Below are 18,638 nucleotides of genomic sequence, written 5' to 3' on the forward strand. Positions count from 1 at the left end.
CATTTATCAGGGTGGGTGGTTCTTTCTAGCGACCTTATACCCATTACTATGTAGTGCGTATCTTGCTGGGTTTTTGAGATCAATGAGGATCATCCGCAAAAATGACCAAAATTATTAATGAACTGCAATGGCGTGGACTGATAAATCAGCACACGGATTTAGAGGCTCTGGAAAAGGCCTTGGCTACCGGGCCAATCACCATGTATTGCGGATTTGATCCCACCGGCCCGTCCTTACATGCGGGGCATTTAGTCCCGCTCCTGATGTTGGCTCGATTCCAGCGGGCTGGACATCGACCTATTGTTCTGGCGGGAGGCGCAACCGGTATGATCGGCGATCCGCGCGAAGTAGGCGAGCGCAGCATGAATGATGGGGATACCGTTGCTGAATGGGCAGAAAGAATTAGTAGTCAGCTGCAGCGCTTTGTCTCTTTTGAAGGAGAGTACGCCGCACAACTGGTGAACAATAATGAATGGACCCAAAACCTAGGTGTCATCGAGTTTCTTCGTGACATTGGTAAGCATTTTTCTCTCAACACCATGCTGGCTCGCGAAACCATTAAAAGGCGGCTGGAAAATGATGGAATTAGCTTCACCGAGTTTTCCTATATGTTGCTTCAGGCCAATGATTTCTTGCAGCTTCATAAGCGTTATGGGGTGACTATGCAGGTAGGCGGTGGAGATCAATGGGGGAATTTAGTTGCTGGGGTTGATCTCTTGCGTCGCACCAAAGGTGTTACCGCTCATGCCATGACTGTACCGCTGGTGACTGATTCCGAAGGCAAGAAATTCGGAAAATCCACCGGTGGAGGGAGTTTGTGGCTAGATCCTCAGATGACCAGCCCGTATACCTGGTATCAGTATTTTATTAACGCGTCCGACGCGGATGTTATCCGCTATCTACGCTGGTTTACTTTCCTTAGCCAGGACGATATTGCAGATCTTGAAGAGGAAGTAACAGAGCGTGCCTATAAGCGTGAAGCTCAGCGAACCTTGGCTCAAGAAATGACCACTTTGGTCCATGGCGAATCAGCCACGCGCGCTGTGGAGGTAGCTGCGCAGGCATTATTCGGTCGCGCAGATCTACGGGAGTTAGATAGTGCGACGCTAGCAGGCGCGTTGTCTGAGACCTCAGTGGCTGAAGTTCTGCCGGGAGAAGGGCGAGGAATTGTTGATCTTCTCCTGAAAGCGGGACTTGTAGAATCCCGTGGAGCTGCGCGCCGTGCTCTCAAGGATGGTGGTGTCTACGTCAATAACAACCGCATTAGCTCTGAGGAGTGGGAGCCGCACTCTGAAGATTTATTACATGGAGAGTGGCTGGTCTTACGACGCGGGAAAAAGAATTTTGCTGGCGCCCGAATTCGCCGCTAATGAACCCGTTGGCCTGCGTATTTGCCGAAATGTGGAAAGCGGTGTAAATTATTAATCCGTTGCCGAGGTAACCGCTGGGTTGCTGGAAGGTAACAAATCGGGACCAGAAAAAACTTGACTTTAAGATCTAGTTGCTTATAGAATTCAGGTCCCAGTCACCAAACTCTTACGTTTAGTGACCTGTGTTGTGTGAGAACTCAATAGTGTGCCAGTAGTATTTTTTTGTGATGGATTCACGCGTTATTGGTTGTGGCTTGTTGTGTGATGGGCCTCGTGGTGCTGTGGTGGGGTTGTGGCTATTCCTTGCTGTTGTGGTGTCACGGTGATCAATAATGTTTTTTTAATTTAGCTTTGGCTGTTGCTGGTGGTATGGTGTGTTGTCCTCGTCGGATGTGCTGTGTCATTGGTGATGGTTTTTTGTTTTTTGGTTAGGTTTTGACTCTTTGTTGTGGAAGGGTTTTTTCCTTTTTTATGGAGAGTTTGATCCTGGCTCAGGACGAACGCTGGCGGCGTGCTTAACACATGCAAGTCGAACGGAAAGGCCTTGCTTGCAGGGTACTCGAGTGGCGAACGGGTGAGTAACACGTGGGTGATCTGCCTCATACTCTGGGATAAGCCTGGGAAACTGGGTCTAATACTGGATAGGACTGCATTGTAGGTGGTGTGGTGGAAAGTTTTTTCGGTATGAGATGAGCCCGCGGCCTATCAGCTTGTTGGTGGGGTAATGGCCTACCAAGGCGGCGACGGGTAGCCGGCCTGAGAGGGTGGACGGCCACATTGGGACTGAGATACGGCCCAGACTCCTACGGGAGGCAGCAGTGGGGAATATTGCACAATGGGCGCAAGCCTGATGCAGCGACGCCGCGTGAGGGATGACGGCCTTCGGGTTGTAAACCTCTTTCGCTAGGGACGAAGCTTTGGTGACGGTACCTAGATAAGAAGCACCGGCTAACTACGTGCCAGCAGCCGCGGTAATACGTAGGGTGCGAGCGTTGTCCGGAATTACTGGGCGTAAAGAGCTCGTAGGTGGTTTGTCGCGTCGTCTGTGAAATTCCGGGGCTTAACTTCGGGCGTGCAGGCGATACGGGCATAACTTGAGTGCTGTAGGGGAGACTGGAATTCCTGGTGTAGCGGTGAAATGCGCAGATATCAGGAGGAACACCGATGGCGAAGGCAGGTCTCTGGGCAGTAACTGACGCTGAGGAGCGAAAGCATGGGTAGCGAACAGGATTAGATACCCTGGTAGTCCATGCTGTAAACGGTGGGCGCTAGGTGTAGGGACTTTTTCACGGTTCCTGTGTCGTAGCTAACGCATTAAGCGCCCCGCCTGGGGAGTACGGCCGCAAGGCTAAAACTCAAAGGAATTGACGGGGGCCCGCACAAGCGGCGGAGCATGTGGATTAATTCGATGCAACGCGAAGAACCTTACCTGGGCTTGACATACACCAGATCGCTGCAGAGATGTAGTTTCCCTTGTGGTTGGTGTACAGGTGGTGCATGGTTGTCGTCAGCTCGTGTCGTGAGATGTTGGGTTAAGTCCCGCAACGAGCGCAACCCTTGTCTTATGTTGCCAGCACGTAGTGGTGGGGACTCATGAGAAACTGCCGGGGTTAACTCGGAGGAAGGTGGGGATGACGTCAAATCATCATGCCCCTTATGTCCAGGGCTTCACACATGCTACAATGGTCGGTACAGTAGGTTGCGATATCGTGAGGTGGAGCTAATCCTTGGAAAGCCGGTCGTAGTTCGGATTGGGGTCTGCAACTCGACCCCATGAAGTCGGAGTCGCTAGTAATCGCAGATCAGCAACGCTGCGGTGAATACGTTCCCGGGCCTTGTACACACCGCCCGTCACGTCATGAAAGTTGGTAACACCCGAAGCCAGTGGCCTAAACTCGTTAGGGAGCTGTCGAAGGTGGGATCGGCGATTGGGACGAAGTCGTAACAAGGTAGCCGTACCGGAAGGTGCGGCTGGATCACCTCCTTTCTAGGGAGTTTTGTTTTTTGTTTTTTTGGTTGTGAAACGTCATGCGTGGTCATGGTTGGTAGCGTGTGGGTTTGTTGTGGTGCTGCTGGTGGCTGTTGGGTGTCTGGGATGGCACAGTTAAGTGTTTTCCTTGTTGTCTGGCTGTGGTGTGCTGCTGCTTGTTTGTGGGTGGTGGTGTGCTGTGGTTGGTGTTGTGTGAGAACTGTATAGTGGACGCGAGCATCTTATTCTATTTTTCTGCAGCATGTTGTGTGTTGTGTAGGGCGTATAGTGGATGCCTGTGGTATATCGAGCCGATGAAGGACGTGAGAGGCTGCGTTAAGCCTCGGGGAGTTGTCAGCTAAGCGTTGATCCGAGGATGTCCGAATGGGGTAACCTGGCCATCGTTATGGGTGGTGACCACGTGGTGAATGTATAGCCATGGTGGGGGTAACGCGGGGAAGTGAAACATCTTAGTACCCGTAGGAAGAGAAAACAATTTGTGATTTCGTGAGTAGTGGCGAGCGAAAGCGGATGAGGCTAAACCTGGTGTGTGTGATACGTGGCAGTGGTTGCATGCTAGGGGTTGTGGGGTTTTTTGCGTAACAGTTCTGCCAGGCTGTTGATTGTTGTGGTTGCAAGAGCGGAAGTGGTGTGGGAGCACTCGTCGTAGAAGGTGATAGCCCTGTACGTGTACTTGTGATTGTGATGGTTTGTGAATTGTCCCCGAGTAGCAGCGGGCTCGTGGAATCTGCTGTGAATCTGCCGGGACCACTCGGTAAGCCTAAATACTTGATATGACCGATAGTGGATTAAGTACCGTGAGGGAATGGTGAAAAGTACCCCGGGAGGGGAGTGAAATAGTACCTGAAACTGTGCGCTAACAATCCGTCAGAGCCTCTGTGTGGGGTGATGGCGTGCCTTTTGAAGAATGAGCCTGCGAGTCAGCGGCATGTCGCTTGGGTTAACCTTTGGTGGGTAGCCGTAGCGAAAGCGAATCCTCATGGGGTGTGTGTGGCATGTCCTGGACCCGAAGCGGAGTGATCTACCCATGGCCAGTGTGAAGCAATTGTAAGAGGTTGTGGAGGCGCGAACCCACTTAGGTTGAAAACTGAGGGGATGAGTTGTGGGTAGGGGTGAAAGGCTAATCAAACTCCGTGATAGCTGGTTCTCCCCGAAATGCATTTAGGTGCAGCGTTGTGTGTGCTTGCTGGAGGTAGAGCTACTGGTTGGTTTAGCGGGACGATCATCTTAGCGATATCAGCCAAACTCCGAATGCCGGTAAGTGTGAGCATGGCAGTGAGACTGTGGGGGATAAGCTTCATAGTCGAGAGGGAAACAGCCCAGATCGCCGGCTAAGGCCCCTAAGGGTGTGCTAAGTGGAAAAGGATGTGGGATCGCGAAGACAGCCAGGAGGTTGGCTTAGAAGCAGCCATCCTTGAAAGAGTGCGTAATAGCTCACTGGTCGAGTGGTTCTGCGCCGACAATGTAGTGGGGCTTAAGTACACCGCCGAAGCCGCGGCAAGAACACATGTTTGTGTGTTGTTGGGTAGGGGAGCGTCGTGTATGTGGTGAAGTTGCCGGGTGACCGTGTGATGGAGTGTACGCGAGTGAGAATGCAGGCATGAGTAACGATTGATAAGTGAGAATCTTATCCGCCGTATGACTAAGGGTTCCTGGGTCAAGTTCGTCTTCCCAGGGTGAGTCGGGTCCTAAGGCGAGGCCGTCAGGCGTAGTCGATGGATAACGGGTTGATATTCCCGTACCTGTATGCATGCGACCATGATGAATCAGTGATACTAACTTTCGTGCTGTTGCATTATTGTGCTGCGCATCCTTTTGTGGGTGTGTGGTTGGTGTGATGGTGTTGGGAGGGCCTGATCTGGTAGTAGTCAAGTGATGGAGTGACGTAGTAGGGTAGCTAAGCCATCTGGTGGTTATGGTGGTGTAAGCGTGTGGCCTAAAGGCTAGGGAAATCCGGTCTTTGTTTGTAAAGGTGAGGCGTGATGCGTAGCCCTTTTTGTGGGTGATGTTAGTGATCCTGTGCTACCGAGAAAAGCTTCTAGCGATGTGTGTGTACGGCCCGTACCCGAAACCGACACAGGTAGTTGGGTAGAGCATACTAAGGCGTTCGGGTGAACTGTGGTTAAGGAACTCGGCAAAATGCCCCCGTAACTTCGGGAGAAGGGGGGCCGCTGGTGGTGCCCCATGTTGTCTGTGGTGGTGCTGTTGGTGGTCGCAGAGGATAGAGGGAAGCGACTGTTTATCAAAAACACAGGTCCGTGCGAAGACGGTTAAGTTGAGGTATACGGACTGACGCCTGCCCGGTGCTGGAAGGTTAAGAGGACCTGTTAAACCTGTTGTGGGTTGAAGCGGAGAATTTAAGCCCCAGTAAACGGCGGTGGTAACTATAACCATCCTAAGGTAGCGAAATTCCTTGTCGGGTAAGTTCCGACCTGCACGAATGGCGTAACGACTTCCCTGCTGTCTCAATCACAGGCCCGGTGAAATTGCAGTACGAGTAAAGATGCTCGTTACGCGCGGCAGGACGAAAAGACCCCGGGACCTTTACTATAGCTTGGTATTGGTGTTCGGTTCGGTTTGTGTAGGATAGGTGGGAGACTGTGAGGTTATCACGCTAGTGGTAGCGGAGTCGTTGGTGAAATACCACTCTGGCCGGATTGGATGTCTTAACCTTGGCCCATGATCTGGGTTGGGGACAGTGCCTGGTGGGTAGTTTAACTGGGGCGGTTGCCTCCTAAAAGGTAACGGAGGCGCCCAAAGGTTCCCTCAGCCTGGTTGGTAATCAGGTTTTAGAGTGTAAGTGCATAAGGGGGCTTGACTGTGAGACTGACAGGTCGAGCAGGAACGAAAGTTGGGACTAGTGATCCGGCATCTCATTGTGGTTTGGGTGTCGCTCAACGGATAAAAGGTACCCCGGGGATAACAGGCTGATCTTCCCCAAGAGTCCATATCGACGGGATGGTTTGGCACCTCGATGTCGGCTCGTCGCATCCTGGGGCTGGAGTAGGTCCCAAGGGTTGGGCTGTTCGCCCATTAAAGCGGCACGCGAGCTGGGTTCAGAACGTCGTGAGACAGTTCGGTCTCTATCCGCCGCGCGCGTGGAAACTTGATGAAAGGCTGTCCCTAGTACGAGAGGACCGGGACGGACGTACCTCTGGTGTGCCAGTTATTGTGCCTATGGTATGGCTGGTTAGCTACGTGCGGGAGGGATAACCGCTGAAAGCATCTAAGCGGGAAGCCTGTTTTAAGATAAGGTTTCTTTTGAGGTTCCCTAGAGATGATGGGGTTGATAGGCCGGGGTTGTAAGCCTTGTGAGGGGTTGAGATGACCGGTACTAATAGACCGATAACACACAAAAAATGAGTGTGTGTGGGATTGATAGTGTGTGTTTGCGTCTGCTGTATAGTGTCTGGCATGACACTGCCACCCCTTGGTGGGTGTGGTGGGTTGTGTTGGTGGGTGTGTTGGTGGTTGATGGTGGCAGGGTCACGCCCGGTCCCGTTCCGATCCCGGTAGCTAAGCCTGTTTACGCTGATGGTACTGCACTTGTGAGGGTGTGGGAGAGTAGGTTGCTGCCAACACGTGATAATTTGATTAATTCCCTGTGGGGTGGGGTGGTATGGTGTGATCCCGTACCACCCCACCCCACCTTTTTGTTATGCCCCTGCGGGGGGGGTAGAGGCATAGCCCGGGGATGGCGCGGGGTATGCGGGGACGATACCCGCCATCAAGGGTGTGGAGGATTGCATTCCTTTCTTTCTAGACAAGAACTGAAAAGCTTTAATGCGTGAGCATTCCAATTTCAATTAAATATGTTGCCGTTGAACTATTCGTTCTCGACGAGTTATTAATACTGACTCCGCAATCTGAGTGTTAAGAATTTGAACTGGTATAATGCTGCGGAGAATTGTGCCTAGAAGCTAAGGAAGAATATCTAAAAATGACCGATCGTTCCAGAAACTCCGCCGGCTCATCGCGGAAGAAATCCCCAACCAGTAAGCCTAAGGGCTGGAAAAAGGGTTCTGAGGGCCGCCGGTTTTCGGGCCCTAAACGGAACGATCAACCTCATCCTCGTCAGCGGTCTGAGGAAGGTAGCCGGTGGGACGAAGATAACTCTAGGTCGCGCACCTACCGTAAGGTTTCATCTTTGCAGAAGAACTCGGAAGGTCATAGGTCCGGTTCAAATAGTAGAGATGATGATCGGGCAGGTCGTGGTGGCGGAGGAGGGCGTCGTCACTCTTCTCGGGGTGGTGCAGGACGCTCTCAACGAGGTTATCAACCGCGTCGGCCAAATTTCCGGGAGGAGCGTACTCAAAAACACCTCAATGAACCAAAAATTCCCGCCGATATTCATGCTCAGGATTTAGATCCCTTGGTTCGTCAGGATCTGCGTGTGCTTTCTAAAGATAATGCAGACCGGGTCGCCCGCCATATGGTCGCTGCCGCAGTATTTATGGATGAAGACCCTGATCTAGCTCTTAAACATGCTCGTGCTGCTAAAGACAGAGGTGGACGAGTCGCAGTTACCCGGGAAACCTGTGGTATTGCAGCATATCGTGCAGGAGCATGGAAGGAAGCTCTAGCTGAGCTTCGTGCTGCTCGGCGGATATCAGGTGGCCCAGGTCTATTAGCGGTCATGGCTGATTGTGAACGGGGTTTGGGTCGTCCTGCGAAGGCTATCGAATTGGCGGATTCTCCGGAAGCTCAGCAACTTGACGATGATGCGACCACAGAGCTAGCTATCGTTGTTGCCGGCGCTCGACAAGACATGGGTGATTATCAAGCAGCGGTAGAGATTTTGAAGCATCATAATCCTGGTGCTGACCGCTCACCTTTCGAGGCTGCGCGGATCAGCTATGCTTACGCGCACGCACTTCAACTAATTGATGATCGTCAAGGTGCACGTACATGGTTTGAGCACTGCGTTGCACTTGACGAGGATGGATTAACCGACGCTGTGGATCGTTTGGCCGCCCTTGATGATTCTGATTCTGGGAAGCGTACGCGATGAGCCTCCTGAACAATCATGACGCTCTGCTGCTCGATCTTGACGGAACGGTGTGGGAAGGGGGACACGCTCTTCCCGGTGCAGTAGAAACCATCGACAACAGCGGTTTGACCGCCATATACGTCACCAATAACGCTTCACGTTCTCCGGAATCCGTCGCGAAAATGCTGAGAAATATCGGGTTGCGCGCTACTTCAGAGGACGTTTTAACCTCAGCTCAAGCCGCTGTAATGATGGCGCAAAAGTATTTGTCTCCAGGCGATAATGTCTTGGTACTGGGTTCGGAATCTTTCCGAGAACTCGTGAGAGAGGCCGGTTATCGGGTTGTTGACTCTGCTGATTGTCAACCAAAGGCAGTTATGCAAGGCCACAGTCCTCAAACCGGCTGGGCCGAACTGTCTGAAGCTGCGCTTTCTATTAGAAATGGAGCGCGGTATTTAGCGTCTAATCTTGACACCTCTTTGCCTATGGAACGTGGGCTCATGGTGGGAAACGGTTCGATGGTGGCAGCGGTGGTGTCAGCGACGGGAGTGGAACCAGAGTCCGCCGGGAAACCGGAGCCCACCATGTTTTACCAAGCTCAGGAATTAGCGAAAAGTTCCGCTCCGCTAAGTGTGGGTGACCGCCTTGACACTGATATTCAAGGTGCAATTGCTGCTGCTATGCCGGTTCTTCACGTGTTGACCGGGGTATCTGGGCCTGAGGAGTTGATGCACGCTGAGGTTAGCCGTCGCCCTACTTATATTGCGCGTGATTTGCGCGAAGCAACGTTATCCGCCACCCAACTGCAACCTAGTTCCCAGGGTGGTTTTAGTGCGACGTTGGAGGGGAGCGAAGTTATTCTTCGTGGTGGGGAACCATCTGCAACTTTTGTTCAAGCTGTGCGCACTGTGATGGATGTTGCTTGGCAGTGTGAGGATTCTTCTAGCCTGAAGGTTCGGGCGGTCGGCCGGAAAGTTGAAGAAATCATGGAGCAGTGGTGGTAATTGTGGCCGTGCCGAAACCACGCGACCCACGTCAATCCGTGATAACTCCGGAACGGGTAGAAGAGCGTTTTCGAGAAGTGTTGCGAGCTGATAATCGCGAAGCTGAGTCTCTGCAAGACCAGGATGAAGACGCTGGCGATGCAGCTCATCAACAACGGCTATATGAGCAGTTATCGCAGGCACATGAAGTTCTTATAGCAGCGCTCCAGGAGGATTGAGAGTAAATGACGGGGCGAAGGCGTCTTGATGCGGAATTAGTGCGTCGCAAAATAGCACGTTCGCGGGAACAAGCTCGTGCCATGATTTGCGAAGGGCGCGTGGAGATTAATGGATTTAAGGCTCACAAGCCAGCTACGGTGGTGGAGGATTCCGCGTCCATTCGGGTGCAAACCACGGTCGAAGATACGTGGGCTTCCCGGGGGGCACATAAACTTCTAGGCGCCTTGGAAGCTTTTGAACCTCAAGGGTTATCAATAGAGGGCCGACGCGTACTTGACGCCGGTGCTTCAACCGGGGGTTTTAGTGACGTGCTTCTGCGACGTGGCGCACGGGAAGTCGTGGCTGTGGACGTCGGTTATGGGCAGCTAATTTGGCGGCTACAGAATGACTCTCGGATGTTGGTGTTGGATCGAACGAATATCCGTAACCTGACCCCAGAAATGATGAATGGAAAGTGCGAGATGATGGTGGGAGATCTTTCATTTATTTCGCTTAAGCTCACTCTTCCTGCAATTCAGCAATGTCTGATCCCGGGTGCTGACTTATTGCCCATGGTTAAACCCCAATTTGAAGTGGGTAAAGATCGGCTAGGCCAAGGCGGGGTAGTTCGAGATCCGGAGCTGAGGGCAGAAGTAACAAAGGACATCGCGGTATTCTCCCACCAATTAGGCCTAAGCCTTCGTGGTGTGGTGGCCTCTCCGCTTCCCGGCCCGAGCGGCAACGTAGAGTACTTCCTATGGTTGATAAATGATGAGGGGAAAAGTCACCCCTCATCGGAAGATCTCACTCACATGATTAACTCTGCTGTATCGGAAGGACCTCAATGAGCACCCGGCGAGTTTTGCTGGTGCCGCACACCGGCCGTAAAGATAATGTTGCAGCTGCTGCCCGCGCTGCTGAACTTTTGCAGGCAGCAGGAATTGAGGTGCCGGTGTTAGTTCATCAAGACCCAGCACCTATTGATAATGATCCAATTCTTTCCGCTTTGGAGCGACGTCACCACAATGCGCACGCCACTGAGGGTGCTGAACTGGTGCTGGTATTAGGGGGAGACGGAACCTTTCTTAGAGCAGCAGATTTAGCTCATAGCGCGGACTTGCCGGTGTTAGGAATTAATCTGGGTCACGTTGGTTTTCTTGCAGAATGGGAAGCCGAGTCCTTAGACGAGGCTATTGAACGAGTGATAGACCGAGATTATCGAGTCGAAGAAAGAATGACCTTAGCGGTCACGGTTCGGGATGAAGCTGGAACTATTGTCAACACCGGATGGGCGCTCAATGAGGTCAGCGTTGAAAATCTCAACCGCTCTGGGGTACTAGATGCTGTGCTGGAAATTGATTCCCGTCCGGTGAGTTCTTTTGGGTGCGACGGTGTGCTGATCTCTACTCCCACCGGTTCTACCGCTTATGCTTTTTCCGCAGGTGGACCAGTTCTTTGGCCAGAATTAGACGCTATTTTAGTGGTCCCCAATAACGCTCATGCTCTTTTCACTAAACCGTTAGTTGTCAGTCCTCAATCAACGGTCGCCGTGGAATCGATTTCGCCGACGTGTGCCGCAGCAGTGTTGATGGATGGTTTTCGTTCGGTAGCTTTGCCGTCGGGCGCTAGGGTAGAAGTAGCTCGAGGTCCGCGTCCAGTGCGATGGGTGCGATTGGATGATAAGCCGTTTACCGACCGGTTAGTGACGAAACTGCGCTTACCGGTTGAGGGCTGGCGTGGCCCTCGCAGTGGAGGAAACCGCTCAAAGCATTAGAGGGTAGGTGCCATGCTTGCGGATATCGCGTTATGGAATCTGGGAGTTATCCCCGAGGCTTCGGTTGAGTTCAGTCCGGGGCTAACCGTCCTCACCGGTGAAACTGGTGCCGGGAAAACCATGGTGGTCACCGGATTGCGGCTATTGACCGGCGGCCGAGCAGATGCTTCTCGAGTTCGTACGGGGGCAGATCGTGCAGTGGTGGAAGGGCATTTTCACGTCGATGGGTTATCGCAGTCCCAAGCTGATACGGTTGCCGCCATTGTCAATAATGCCGGGGGGAGTGGAGATGATGGGGAATATATAGTTTCTCGTCATGTGAGTGCCGCTGGTCGTTCACGCGCCCATGTTGGCGGGCGGAGTGTTCCAGCCGCAACATTAAAAGAGTTCGCGGAGCAGTTAGTCACTATCCATGGTCAGAATGATCAATTGCGACTATTGTCTCCTGAGCGTCAACGAGAGGCTTTGGATCGTTGTTCCCCGGATATTCCGCCATTGTCGGCGTCATATCGGAAGGCCTATCAGCATTGGCAGGAATTGCGAAAAATCTGGCAGCAGCGAACATCACAGCGTCGCGAGATTGCGCAAGAAGTTGATCGGCTTCGTTTTGCTATCGGGGAAATTGATGCGGTAGATCCGCAACCCGGGGAAGATCGTGAACTGGTAGATAGTATCCGACGCCTCCAGGACGTCGATTCGCTCAGAGAAGAAGCTTCCCTTGCTTGGGCAGCTATTGATGGTGCCGAAGTACTAGGTGGGATTGAGGATGAAGATCATGCCGCTAGTACCCGGTTAGGTCAAGCTCAAACCACGTTGGCAAATAGTGAGGATCCCGTTTTACAAGAGCTGGCCACGAAGCTGGGGGCAATCACTGCTGAGTTAAGTGAAATTTCGGCAGAACTAGGAAGTTTTCTTAGTGATCTTCCTGCCGACCCAGAGCAATTAGAACTGTTACTTCAGAGGCAACAGGAGCTGAAAACTTTAACGAGAAAGTATGCCCCGGATTGTGCTGGGGTGGTGAAGTGGCGGGAGAAGGCGCGAAAAAAGTTGTCGGCTTTGGATATCTCGCCAGAAGCGCTCGATCAATTGCAACGTGATCTGGACCAGGCAGAAAAGAAGATGGTGGCGGCGGGGGCAAAGCTCAGCGCAGCGCGACGCGCGACAGCTCAACGAGTCGCTAAAGATGTCACCGACGAGCTTCATGGACTCGCGATGCCGCACTCGAGCTTGGAGATTGCAGTAGCAGAAACTGCCCCTGGACCATTTGGCTTAGATGAGGTGGAGCTACGGCTGGCTGCAGCGAGCGGATTAGAATCGCGGCCGCTTGCCGCTATCGCCTCCGGTGGTGAGCTTTCTCGAGTGATGTTGGCTCTAGAAGTTATCTTGTCTCAAGCAAGTCAGGGAATGACCCTTGTTTTTGATGAAGTCGACGCGGGAGTCGGCGGAAAAGCTGCCGTGGAAATCGGAAGACGTTTAGCCCGTTTAGCCACCCGCCACCAGGTCATAGTCGTCACTCATCTCCCCCAAGTGGCAGCCTATGCAGATGTCCATATCCATGTGGCTAAAGAAAGTGCATCTGATTCGGTGCGCTCGGAGGTTGAAGTGCTAAGCGAAGATCGTCGAGTTGCGGAATTGGCTCGAATGCTCGCAGGGCTCGACGATACTGCCACCGGTAGAGCTCATGCTTTAGAACTTTATCGTCGCGCGCAACAGGAAAATGCCCAGATGCGGCAGGGTAGCGTCGGCGCGCCTACCGGAAAATAGGTTGATAAGAGGGAAAGATAGGCCGCATGAGTCTGTTCTCCCGCTCTTCTGATCAACCCGGAACCCACGGCGTTCTTCGTGACTGCACTCCCCACGGTAAAGGGTTCCGGCGCCTGGCTGAGGGAGATATCGCGGTGATTGACTGCCCGGATATCTCTCGACGTTTTGCGCAGCGACTCATTGAAGCTAATCCTGCCGTTGTGGTCAACGCTGCCGAATTCTCTACCGGAGCTATTCCCAACTTTGGTCCCCAAATGCTTCTTAGCGCCGGAGTTGTACTGGTAGAAGGTGTGGGTTCTGATGTTATTCATAGCTTCCGGGATGGCAAGAAAGGTCGAGTTGATGAAGACGGTGCGGTGTTTGTCGGGGACCGACACGTCGCAGATGGCACAGTAGTTGATCTCCATCACGCCGAAACAAAATTCGATGAGGCCCAACAGTCCTTGGTGGACCACATGGAAGCGTATTTTGGCAACGCTATCCAATTTATTCATTCGGAATCACCGCTACTTATTGATGGTTTGGGTATTCCTGATACGGGAGTCTCCATTGAAGGCCGCACAGTGATTGTGGTGTCTCCTATGCCGGATCTTGTGGAAAGATTGGGGAGATTAAAACCTTTTATTCGGGAACAACAGCCACTCATTATCGGTGTTGATGACGCTGCAGATGTGCTTATACAGGCTGGTTATGACGTCGATATTATTGTCGGCAATCCAGCTGATATCGCTGCGGAAACTCTTCGTAGTGGTACCAGAGTGGTATTGCCGGCAGAACCGGATGGTCATGCGGCAGGTCTAGAACGCATCCAGGATCTAGGGATAGGGGCTATGACCTTCCCCGCGGCCACAGATTCTGCCACGGATCTGGCATTCCTCTTGGCCGAGTTTTATGGGGCAAAGCTCATTGTCAACGTCGGACCTTCTCTTAATCTAGAAACAATTTTTGGCGATTCCCCTCAATCAAACCCCGCCGCTCTTCTGGTCCGTGCAAAAATGGGTGGAAGACTCGTTGATTCTGAAGCCCTCATCACGATGTACGATGGTCATTCACATTCGAGTGGGGCTTGGCTCTGGGCTGTTTTAGGAATTATCACTGCCATCGCTGCAATTGTCTTACTAGTTGGTTTGGGTGGTGACGACACTTTCCTTCACAACCTCATTAACACGTGGAACACAATTGCCTTGACATTCCAAAGCTGGTTCAAATAGTCCCGGAGGGTTAAATACAGATGGCACACAATAAAGGACAAGGACGTAGTGGGTTTCTGATTGCCGGTCTAGGTTTCGGGGTGGCTGCGGGAACACTTCTGGGAGCTTTAGTGATTAGCCCGGCCACCGCGGGTCTGGGCGATGGCGGGGCAAATAAGGCCCAACTCGCTGAGGCTGAGGATCACGCCAAAATTGCCGAAGCTCAAGCTAACAGTGCGGATAGCGTCGTTTCCGAATTAGCTTCCGATGCGGTCAAAGGAACACTCGACGGAAAACCGGTCCTGGTAATCCGGACCAATGACGCCACTGATGATGATGTGAACGCTATCAATAACTTGCTGAAATCTTCTGGAGCAGAAAACGCGGGCACATTGAAGCTCACCGAGCTTTTCTCCAGCAGTAATGGGGTAGATCGTCTCAAGTCCATTGTGGCTAATACCCTTCCTGCCGGCGCGCAACTTAATACCAAAGATTTAGATCCTGGAACGCATGCTGGTGATGCCCTCGGAGCAGCTTTGCTATTAAAACCAGATAGCAATGACCCTATTGCCTCCGATAATGATCGAAAATTATTATTAGAAGCCCTCAAAGGCGAAGGATTTATCGATTATCAGGATGGGTCAATTAAACCTGCCCGAGCTGTGGTGATTGTTAACGGTGATAGTGATGGTAGTGGGGAGAGCAGCTTTGCCAGCGGCATGTTAAGTAATTTCAGCCGAGCCCTTGCCGTCCAGTCAAAAGCTACGGTGGTTGCCGGTAGAATCCATACTGCTAGTGATAGTGGTGTCATTGGTCAACTGCGTGGTTCCAACATCAAAGAAATCTCCACCGTGGATTCCCTGGATCAGGACTGGGCTCGCCTAGCTACTGTCTTGGCTATTAATGAGTTATTACAAGGCAAGCACGGCAATTATGGTGCTGCTGCGTCTGCCGATGCGGCGGTTCCGAAACTGTCAAAGGGCTGATATACTGAAAGCCCGTGGGTTGTGCCGGTGCGGAACGCTCCAAACGTGTTCCCGGTGACCTGCGGATTTTTCGTTTCCGGGCACCCACATCGTTAGTGAGAATCCCGAGACATCGTTGAGGAGTCCGCCTGTGCCTCAGAAATCCCGCCCAACTAAGTTCGTTTTTGTGACGGGAGGCGTCGTATCCTCCCTGGGTAAGGGGCTAACTGCAGCTAGCTTGGGTCAGTTGCTTATTGCTCGAGGATTATCAGTCACCATGCAAAAACTTGACCCGTATTTGAACGTGGACCCGGGGACTATGAATCCCTTTGAACATGGTGAGGTCTTTGTAACCGATGATGGCGCTGAAACTGACCTTGACTTAGGGCACTATGAACGGTTCTTAGACCGCAACCTTACCTCTCATGCCAATGTCACCACCGGAAAGGTCTATTCCACAGTCATCGCCAAAGAACGCCGGGGCGAATTTTTAGGGAAAACGGTTCAAGTGATCCCGCATATTACCGATGAAATTAAGTCCCGGGTGTTGGCGATGGCTGAGCCAGATGCCGACGGAGATCGTCCGGATGTCGTTATTTCGGAGATTGGTGGCACCGTCGGAGATATTGAATCTCGCCCCTTCCTTGAAGCAGTTCGTCAAATGCGCCATGAAGTAGGTCGGGAAAATATCTTCTTTATTCATTGTTCTTTGGTGCCTTACTTAGCTCCATCCGGTGAGCTGAAAACGAAGCCCACGCAGCATTCGGTAGCCGAATTACGCGGTATCGGCATAGTCCCAGATGCTTTGGTGTTGCGATGTGATCGTGAAGTTCCTCCACCATTAAAAGAAAAGATCGCTTTGATGTGCGATGTAGACACCGAAGGGGTGATTTCTTGCGCCGACTCGCCCTCCATTTACAACATTCCTGAGGTGCTTTATCGCGAACATCTTGACACTTTCCTCATCCGTCGCCTGAATCTACCTTTCCAAGATGTTGATTGGACAGTATGGCAAGATCTATTAGATCGAGTACATAATCCGACGACTGAGCTGAACGTTGGAATTGTTGGTAAATATGTTGATTTGCCCGACGCCTATCTCTCTGTCGTGGAAGCATTGCGCGCTGCCGGATTTGCCCATTATGCACGGTTGAATATTCGCTGGGTCTCTGCTGATTCCTGTACTGACATGGATGGGGCAGCACAAGCCCTTGCTGGTCTTGATGCAGCGGTGGTTCCCGGTGGCTTCGGGGTTCGAGGCATTGAGGGGAAAATAGGCGCTATTCGTTATGCCCGGAACGCAAAATTACCTTTACTTGGCTTATGTCTCGGATTGCAATGTACCGTGTTAGAAGCTGCTTTAAGCGCGGGAATTACCAATGCGAGTTCTACCGAATTTGAGCCGGATACCCAAGCACCTGTGATTGCCACCATGGCAGAACAGCAAGCCGCCGTTTCTGGCGAAGCCGATCTTGGCGGCACTATGCGTCTAGGAGCATATCCGGCGGTGTTGCAAGAAGGCTCTCTGGTGGCCGAGCTATATGGCAGTACCGAAATTAGTGAACGCCATCGTCATCGCTATGAAGTCAATAACGCCTTTAAGGATGAAATCACCGCGGGGTCGCAATTGCAGTTTTCCGGTACTTCGCCGGATGGCAGCCTCGTAGAATTTGTTGAATATCCTCGAGACGTCCATCCATTCTTGGTAGCGACCCAAGCCCACCCGGAATACAAATCCCGACCCACGAAGCCGCATCCCTTGTTCGTCGGACTTATTAAGGCAGCACTCGAAAGGAAGGCTTAGGCGATTATGGCTGCTGCAGCTCAACACAAATTTCAGGCACATGAGTCTGAAGTTTTAGTGGACGCTCCAATTTTGGCTCTTCGACGTGACCAGGTAGAAATGCCAGGTGGCAAGAAGAGTGCTCGAGAAATTGTGGAACATTTTGGGGCTGTGGCAGTGGTCGCGTATCGTCCCGGTGATGCACAGGATCCAGGATCCGGAGAGATTGCCCTGGTCCGCCAATATCGACAGTGTGTTGCTCAGCGACTACTTGAGCTGCCGGCAGGAATTCTTGATCTGGCCCAAGAAGAAGAGTTGCATTGTGCTCAACGAGAGTTGCAAGAAGAGGCGGGACTTGCAGCAAAAGACTGGCGAGTGTTAGTGGATCTGGTAACCAGTCCTGGGTTTTGCGATGAGGCGGTACGAGTCTATCTAGCGCAAGAGCTAGAGGATGTGCCACAACCAGAAGCAGAGGATGAGGAAGCCGATATGGTTGTGGAATGGGTCCCTTTATCTACGGCGGTTTCTTCTATCATGCGAGGTGAGATCGTCAATTCTATTGCCATCGCCGGAATATTTGCCGCTGCTGAGGTAGTGTCGGGCCGTAGCGTTGCTCGCCCAGTTTCTACCCCATTTGCCTTACGTCCGCAGCGTCTTGCCCAGCGAAGAATTGCTCAAGGTATAGGCCCAGATCTGAAGAAACTGTGAAGACTGATCCGGAATCAATAGCCTCGCAATGGTTGAGCCACCTTACCGTTGAGCGTGGCTTATCAGCCAACACTTTAAGCAACTACGAGCGCGATATTTCTCGATATTGTTCCTGGTTAACTGATGTAGGGATTAATAATTTCTCTCGCATCACTACCGCTGATGTAGAAAACTATGTTGCCTACCTACGCCGGGAAGGTCTCGCATCATCTTCGGCGGGGCGTGCGTTAGTGGTAGCGCGAGGACTGCATCGTTTTGCCGTAAGCGAGGGGTATGTCGGAGTGGATGTGGCTCACGACGTCCAGCCCCCCTCAGGGAGCAAGCATTTGCCCGATACCTTGAGCATTGCAGAGGTAACCAAGCTCATTGAAGCCATTCCCGAAGGTGAAGAAGCCAGCGCAGAAGACCTGCGTGACCGTGCCTTGTTGGAGTTACTGTATGGGACAGGTGCGCGGATCTCGGAAATTCTAGCTCTTAGCGTCGATGATCTTGACAACTGCGATGGGATCATCCGATTCCTCGGCAAGGGATCAAAAGAACGTATTGTGCCCGTCGGCGGTAAAGCTATAGCTGCGGCCCACCACTATTTAGTGCGCGGTCGACCTCAGCTACATAAGGGGAAAACCTCAGCGTTATTCCTCAATAAGCGAGGCGGTCCACTCTCTCGGCAAAGCGCTTGGGCGATTCTGAAAAGCAGCGCGGAGCGAGCGCATCTACACCAGGACATATCTCCTCATACCCTGCGTCACTCCTTCGCTACCCACCTCCTCGAAGGTGGAGCTGATGTACGCGTGGTGCAGGAATTACTAGGTCATTCATCAGTGACAACAACACAAATCTATACTCACATCACCGCTGAAAATCTCCGCGCCGTATGGGCAACGTCTCATCCGAGAGCTTGA

General features: G+C 52.2%; 12 protein-coding genes and 3 rRNA genes. All 15 read left to right on the plus strand.

Features of this window, described 5'->3' with window-relative positions:
• The first annotated feature begins 101 nt into the window (after positions 1-101).
• Positions 102-1,370, plus strand: a complete 1,269-nt coding sequence (gene tyrS / locus GP475_RS05550; protein WP_187975625.1) for a tyrosine--tRNA ligase — start codon at positions 102-104, stop codon at positions 1,368-1,370.
• Positions 1,371-1,838: 468 nt separating this feature from the next.
• Positions 1,839-3,357 (plus strand): 16S ribosomal RNA (locus tag GP475_RS05555).
• A 247-nt stretch (positions 3,358-3,604) separates the two neighbouring features.
• Positions 3,605-6,718, plus strand: a 23S ribosomal RNA gene (locus GP475_RS05560).
• Positions 6,719-6,823: 105 nt separating this feature from the next.
• Positions 6,824-6,941 (plus strand): 5S ribosomal RNA (gene rrf, locus GP475_RS05565).
• Together the 16S, 23S and 5S rRNA genes form the textbook arrangement of a ribosomal RNA operon.
• A gap of 359 nt (positions 6,942-7,300) precedes the next feature.
• Positions 7,301-8,371 (plus strand): tetratricopeptide repeat protein, encoded by a 1,071-nt coding sequence (locus GP475_RS05570; RefSeq protein WP_187975626.1) that lies wholly within the window; start codon positions 7,301-7,303, stop codon positions 8,369-8,371.
• Positions 8,368-9,354: an HAD-IIA family hydrolase gene (locus tag GP475_RS05575; protein ID WP_187975627.1), complete on the plus strand. Its 987-nt coding sequence runs from the start codon at positions 8,368-8,370 to the stop codon at positions 9,352-9,354. Before GP475_RS05570 ends, GP475_RS05575 begins: the two co-directional genes overlap by 4 nt.
• An 8-nt stretch (positions 9,355-9,362) precedes the next feature.
• Entirely contained in the window at positions 9,363-9,572 is a 210-nt protein-coding gene (locus tag GP475_RS05580; RefSeq protein WP_224400338.1) for a hypothetical protein, read from the plus strand.
• Positions 9,573-9,578: 6 nt separating this feature from the next.
• Positions 9,579-10,400: a TlyA family RNA methyltransferase gene (locus GP475_RS05585; protein WP_187975628.1), complete on the plus strand. Its 822-nt coding sequence runs from the start codon at positions 9,579-9,581 to the stop codon at positions 10,398-10,400.
• Positions 10,397-11,326: an NAD kinase gene (locus GP475_RS05590; protein ID WP_187975629.1), complete on the plus strand. Its 930-nt coding sequence runs from the start codon at positions 10,397-10,399 to the stop codon at positions 11,324-11,326. Before GP475_RS05585 ends, GP475_RS05590 begins: the two co-directional genes overlap by 4 nt.
• A gap of 12 nt (positions 11,327-11,338) precedes the next feature.
• Complete coding sequence (recN, locus tag GP475_RS05595; protein ID WP_187975630.1) at positions 11,339-13,090, plus strand: DNA repair protein RecN; 1,752 nt, start codon at positions 11,339-11,341, stop codon at positions 13,088-13,090.
• Between the two features lie 17 nt (positions 13,091-13,107).
• A complete protein-coding gene (steA, locus tag GP475_RS05600; RefSeq protein ID WP_187975804.1) occupies positions 13,108-14,301 on the plus strand; it encodes a putative cytokinetic ring protein SteA in 1,194 nt (397 codons plus the stop codon).
• 20 nt (positions 14,302-14,321) lie between these two features.
• On the plus strand, positions 14,322-15,266 hold the full coding sequence (locus GP475_RS05605; RefSeq protein WP_187975631.1) for a copper transporter: 945 nt from the start codon (positions 14,322-14,324) through the stop codon (positions 15,264-15,266).
• Between the two features lie 130 nt (positions 15,267-15,396).
• The gene (locus GP475_RS05610) at positions 15,397-17,049 is read left to right on the plus strand and encodes a CTP synthase (protein ID WP_187975632.1); all 1,653 of its coding nucleotides are present in this window, start codon (positions 15,397-15,399) and stop codon (positions 17,047-17,049) included.
• Between the two features lie 6 nt (positions 17,050-17,055).
• Positions 17,056-17,736 (plus strand): NUDIX domain-containing protein, encoded by a 681-nt coding sequence (locus GP475_RS05615; protein ID WP_187975633.1) that lies wholly within the window; start codon positions 17,056-17,058, stop codon positions 17,734-17,736.
• Complete coding sequence (gene xerD, locus GP475_RS05620; RefSeq protein ID WP_187975634.1) at positions 17,733-18,638, plus strand: site-specific tyrosine recombinase XerD; 906 nt, start codon at positions 17,733-17,735, stop codon at positions 18,636-18,638. The genes GP475_RS05615 and xerD overlap by 4 nt, the downstream gene beginning before the upstream one ends.

This window comes from Corynebacterium poyangense (assembly GCF_014522205.1).
GTDB lineage: Bacteria > Actinomycetota > Actinomycetes > Mycobacteriales > Mycobacteriaceae > Corynebacterium > Corynebacterium poyangense.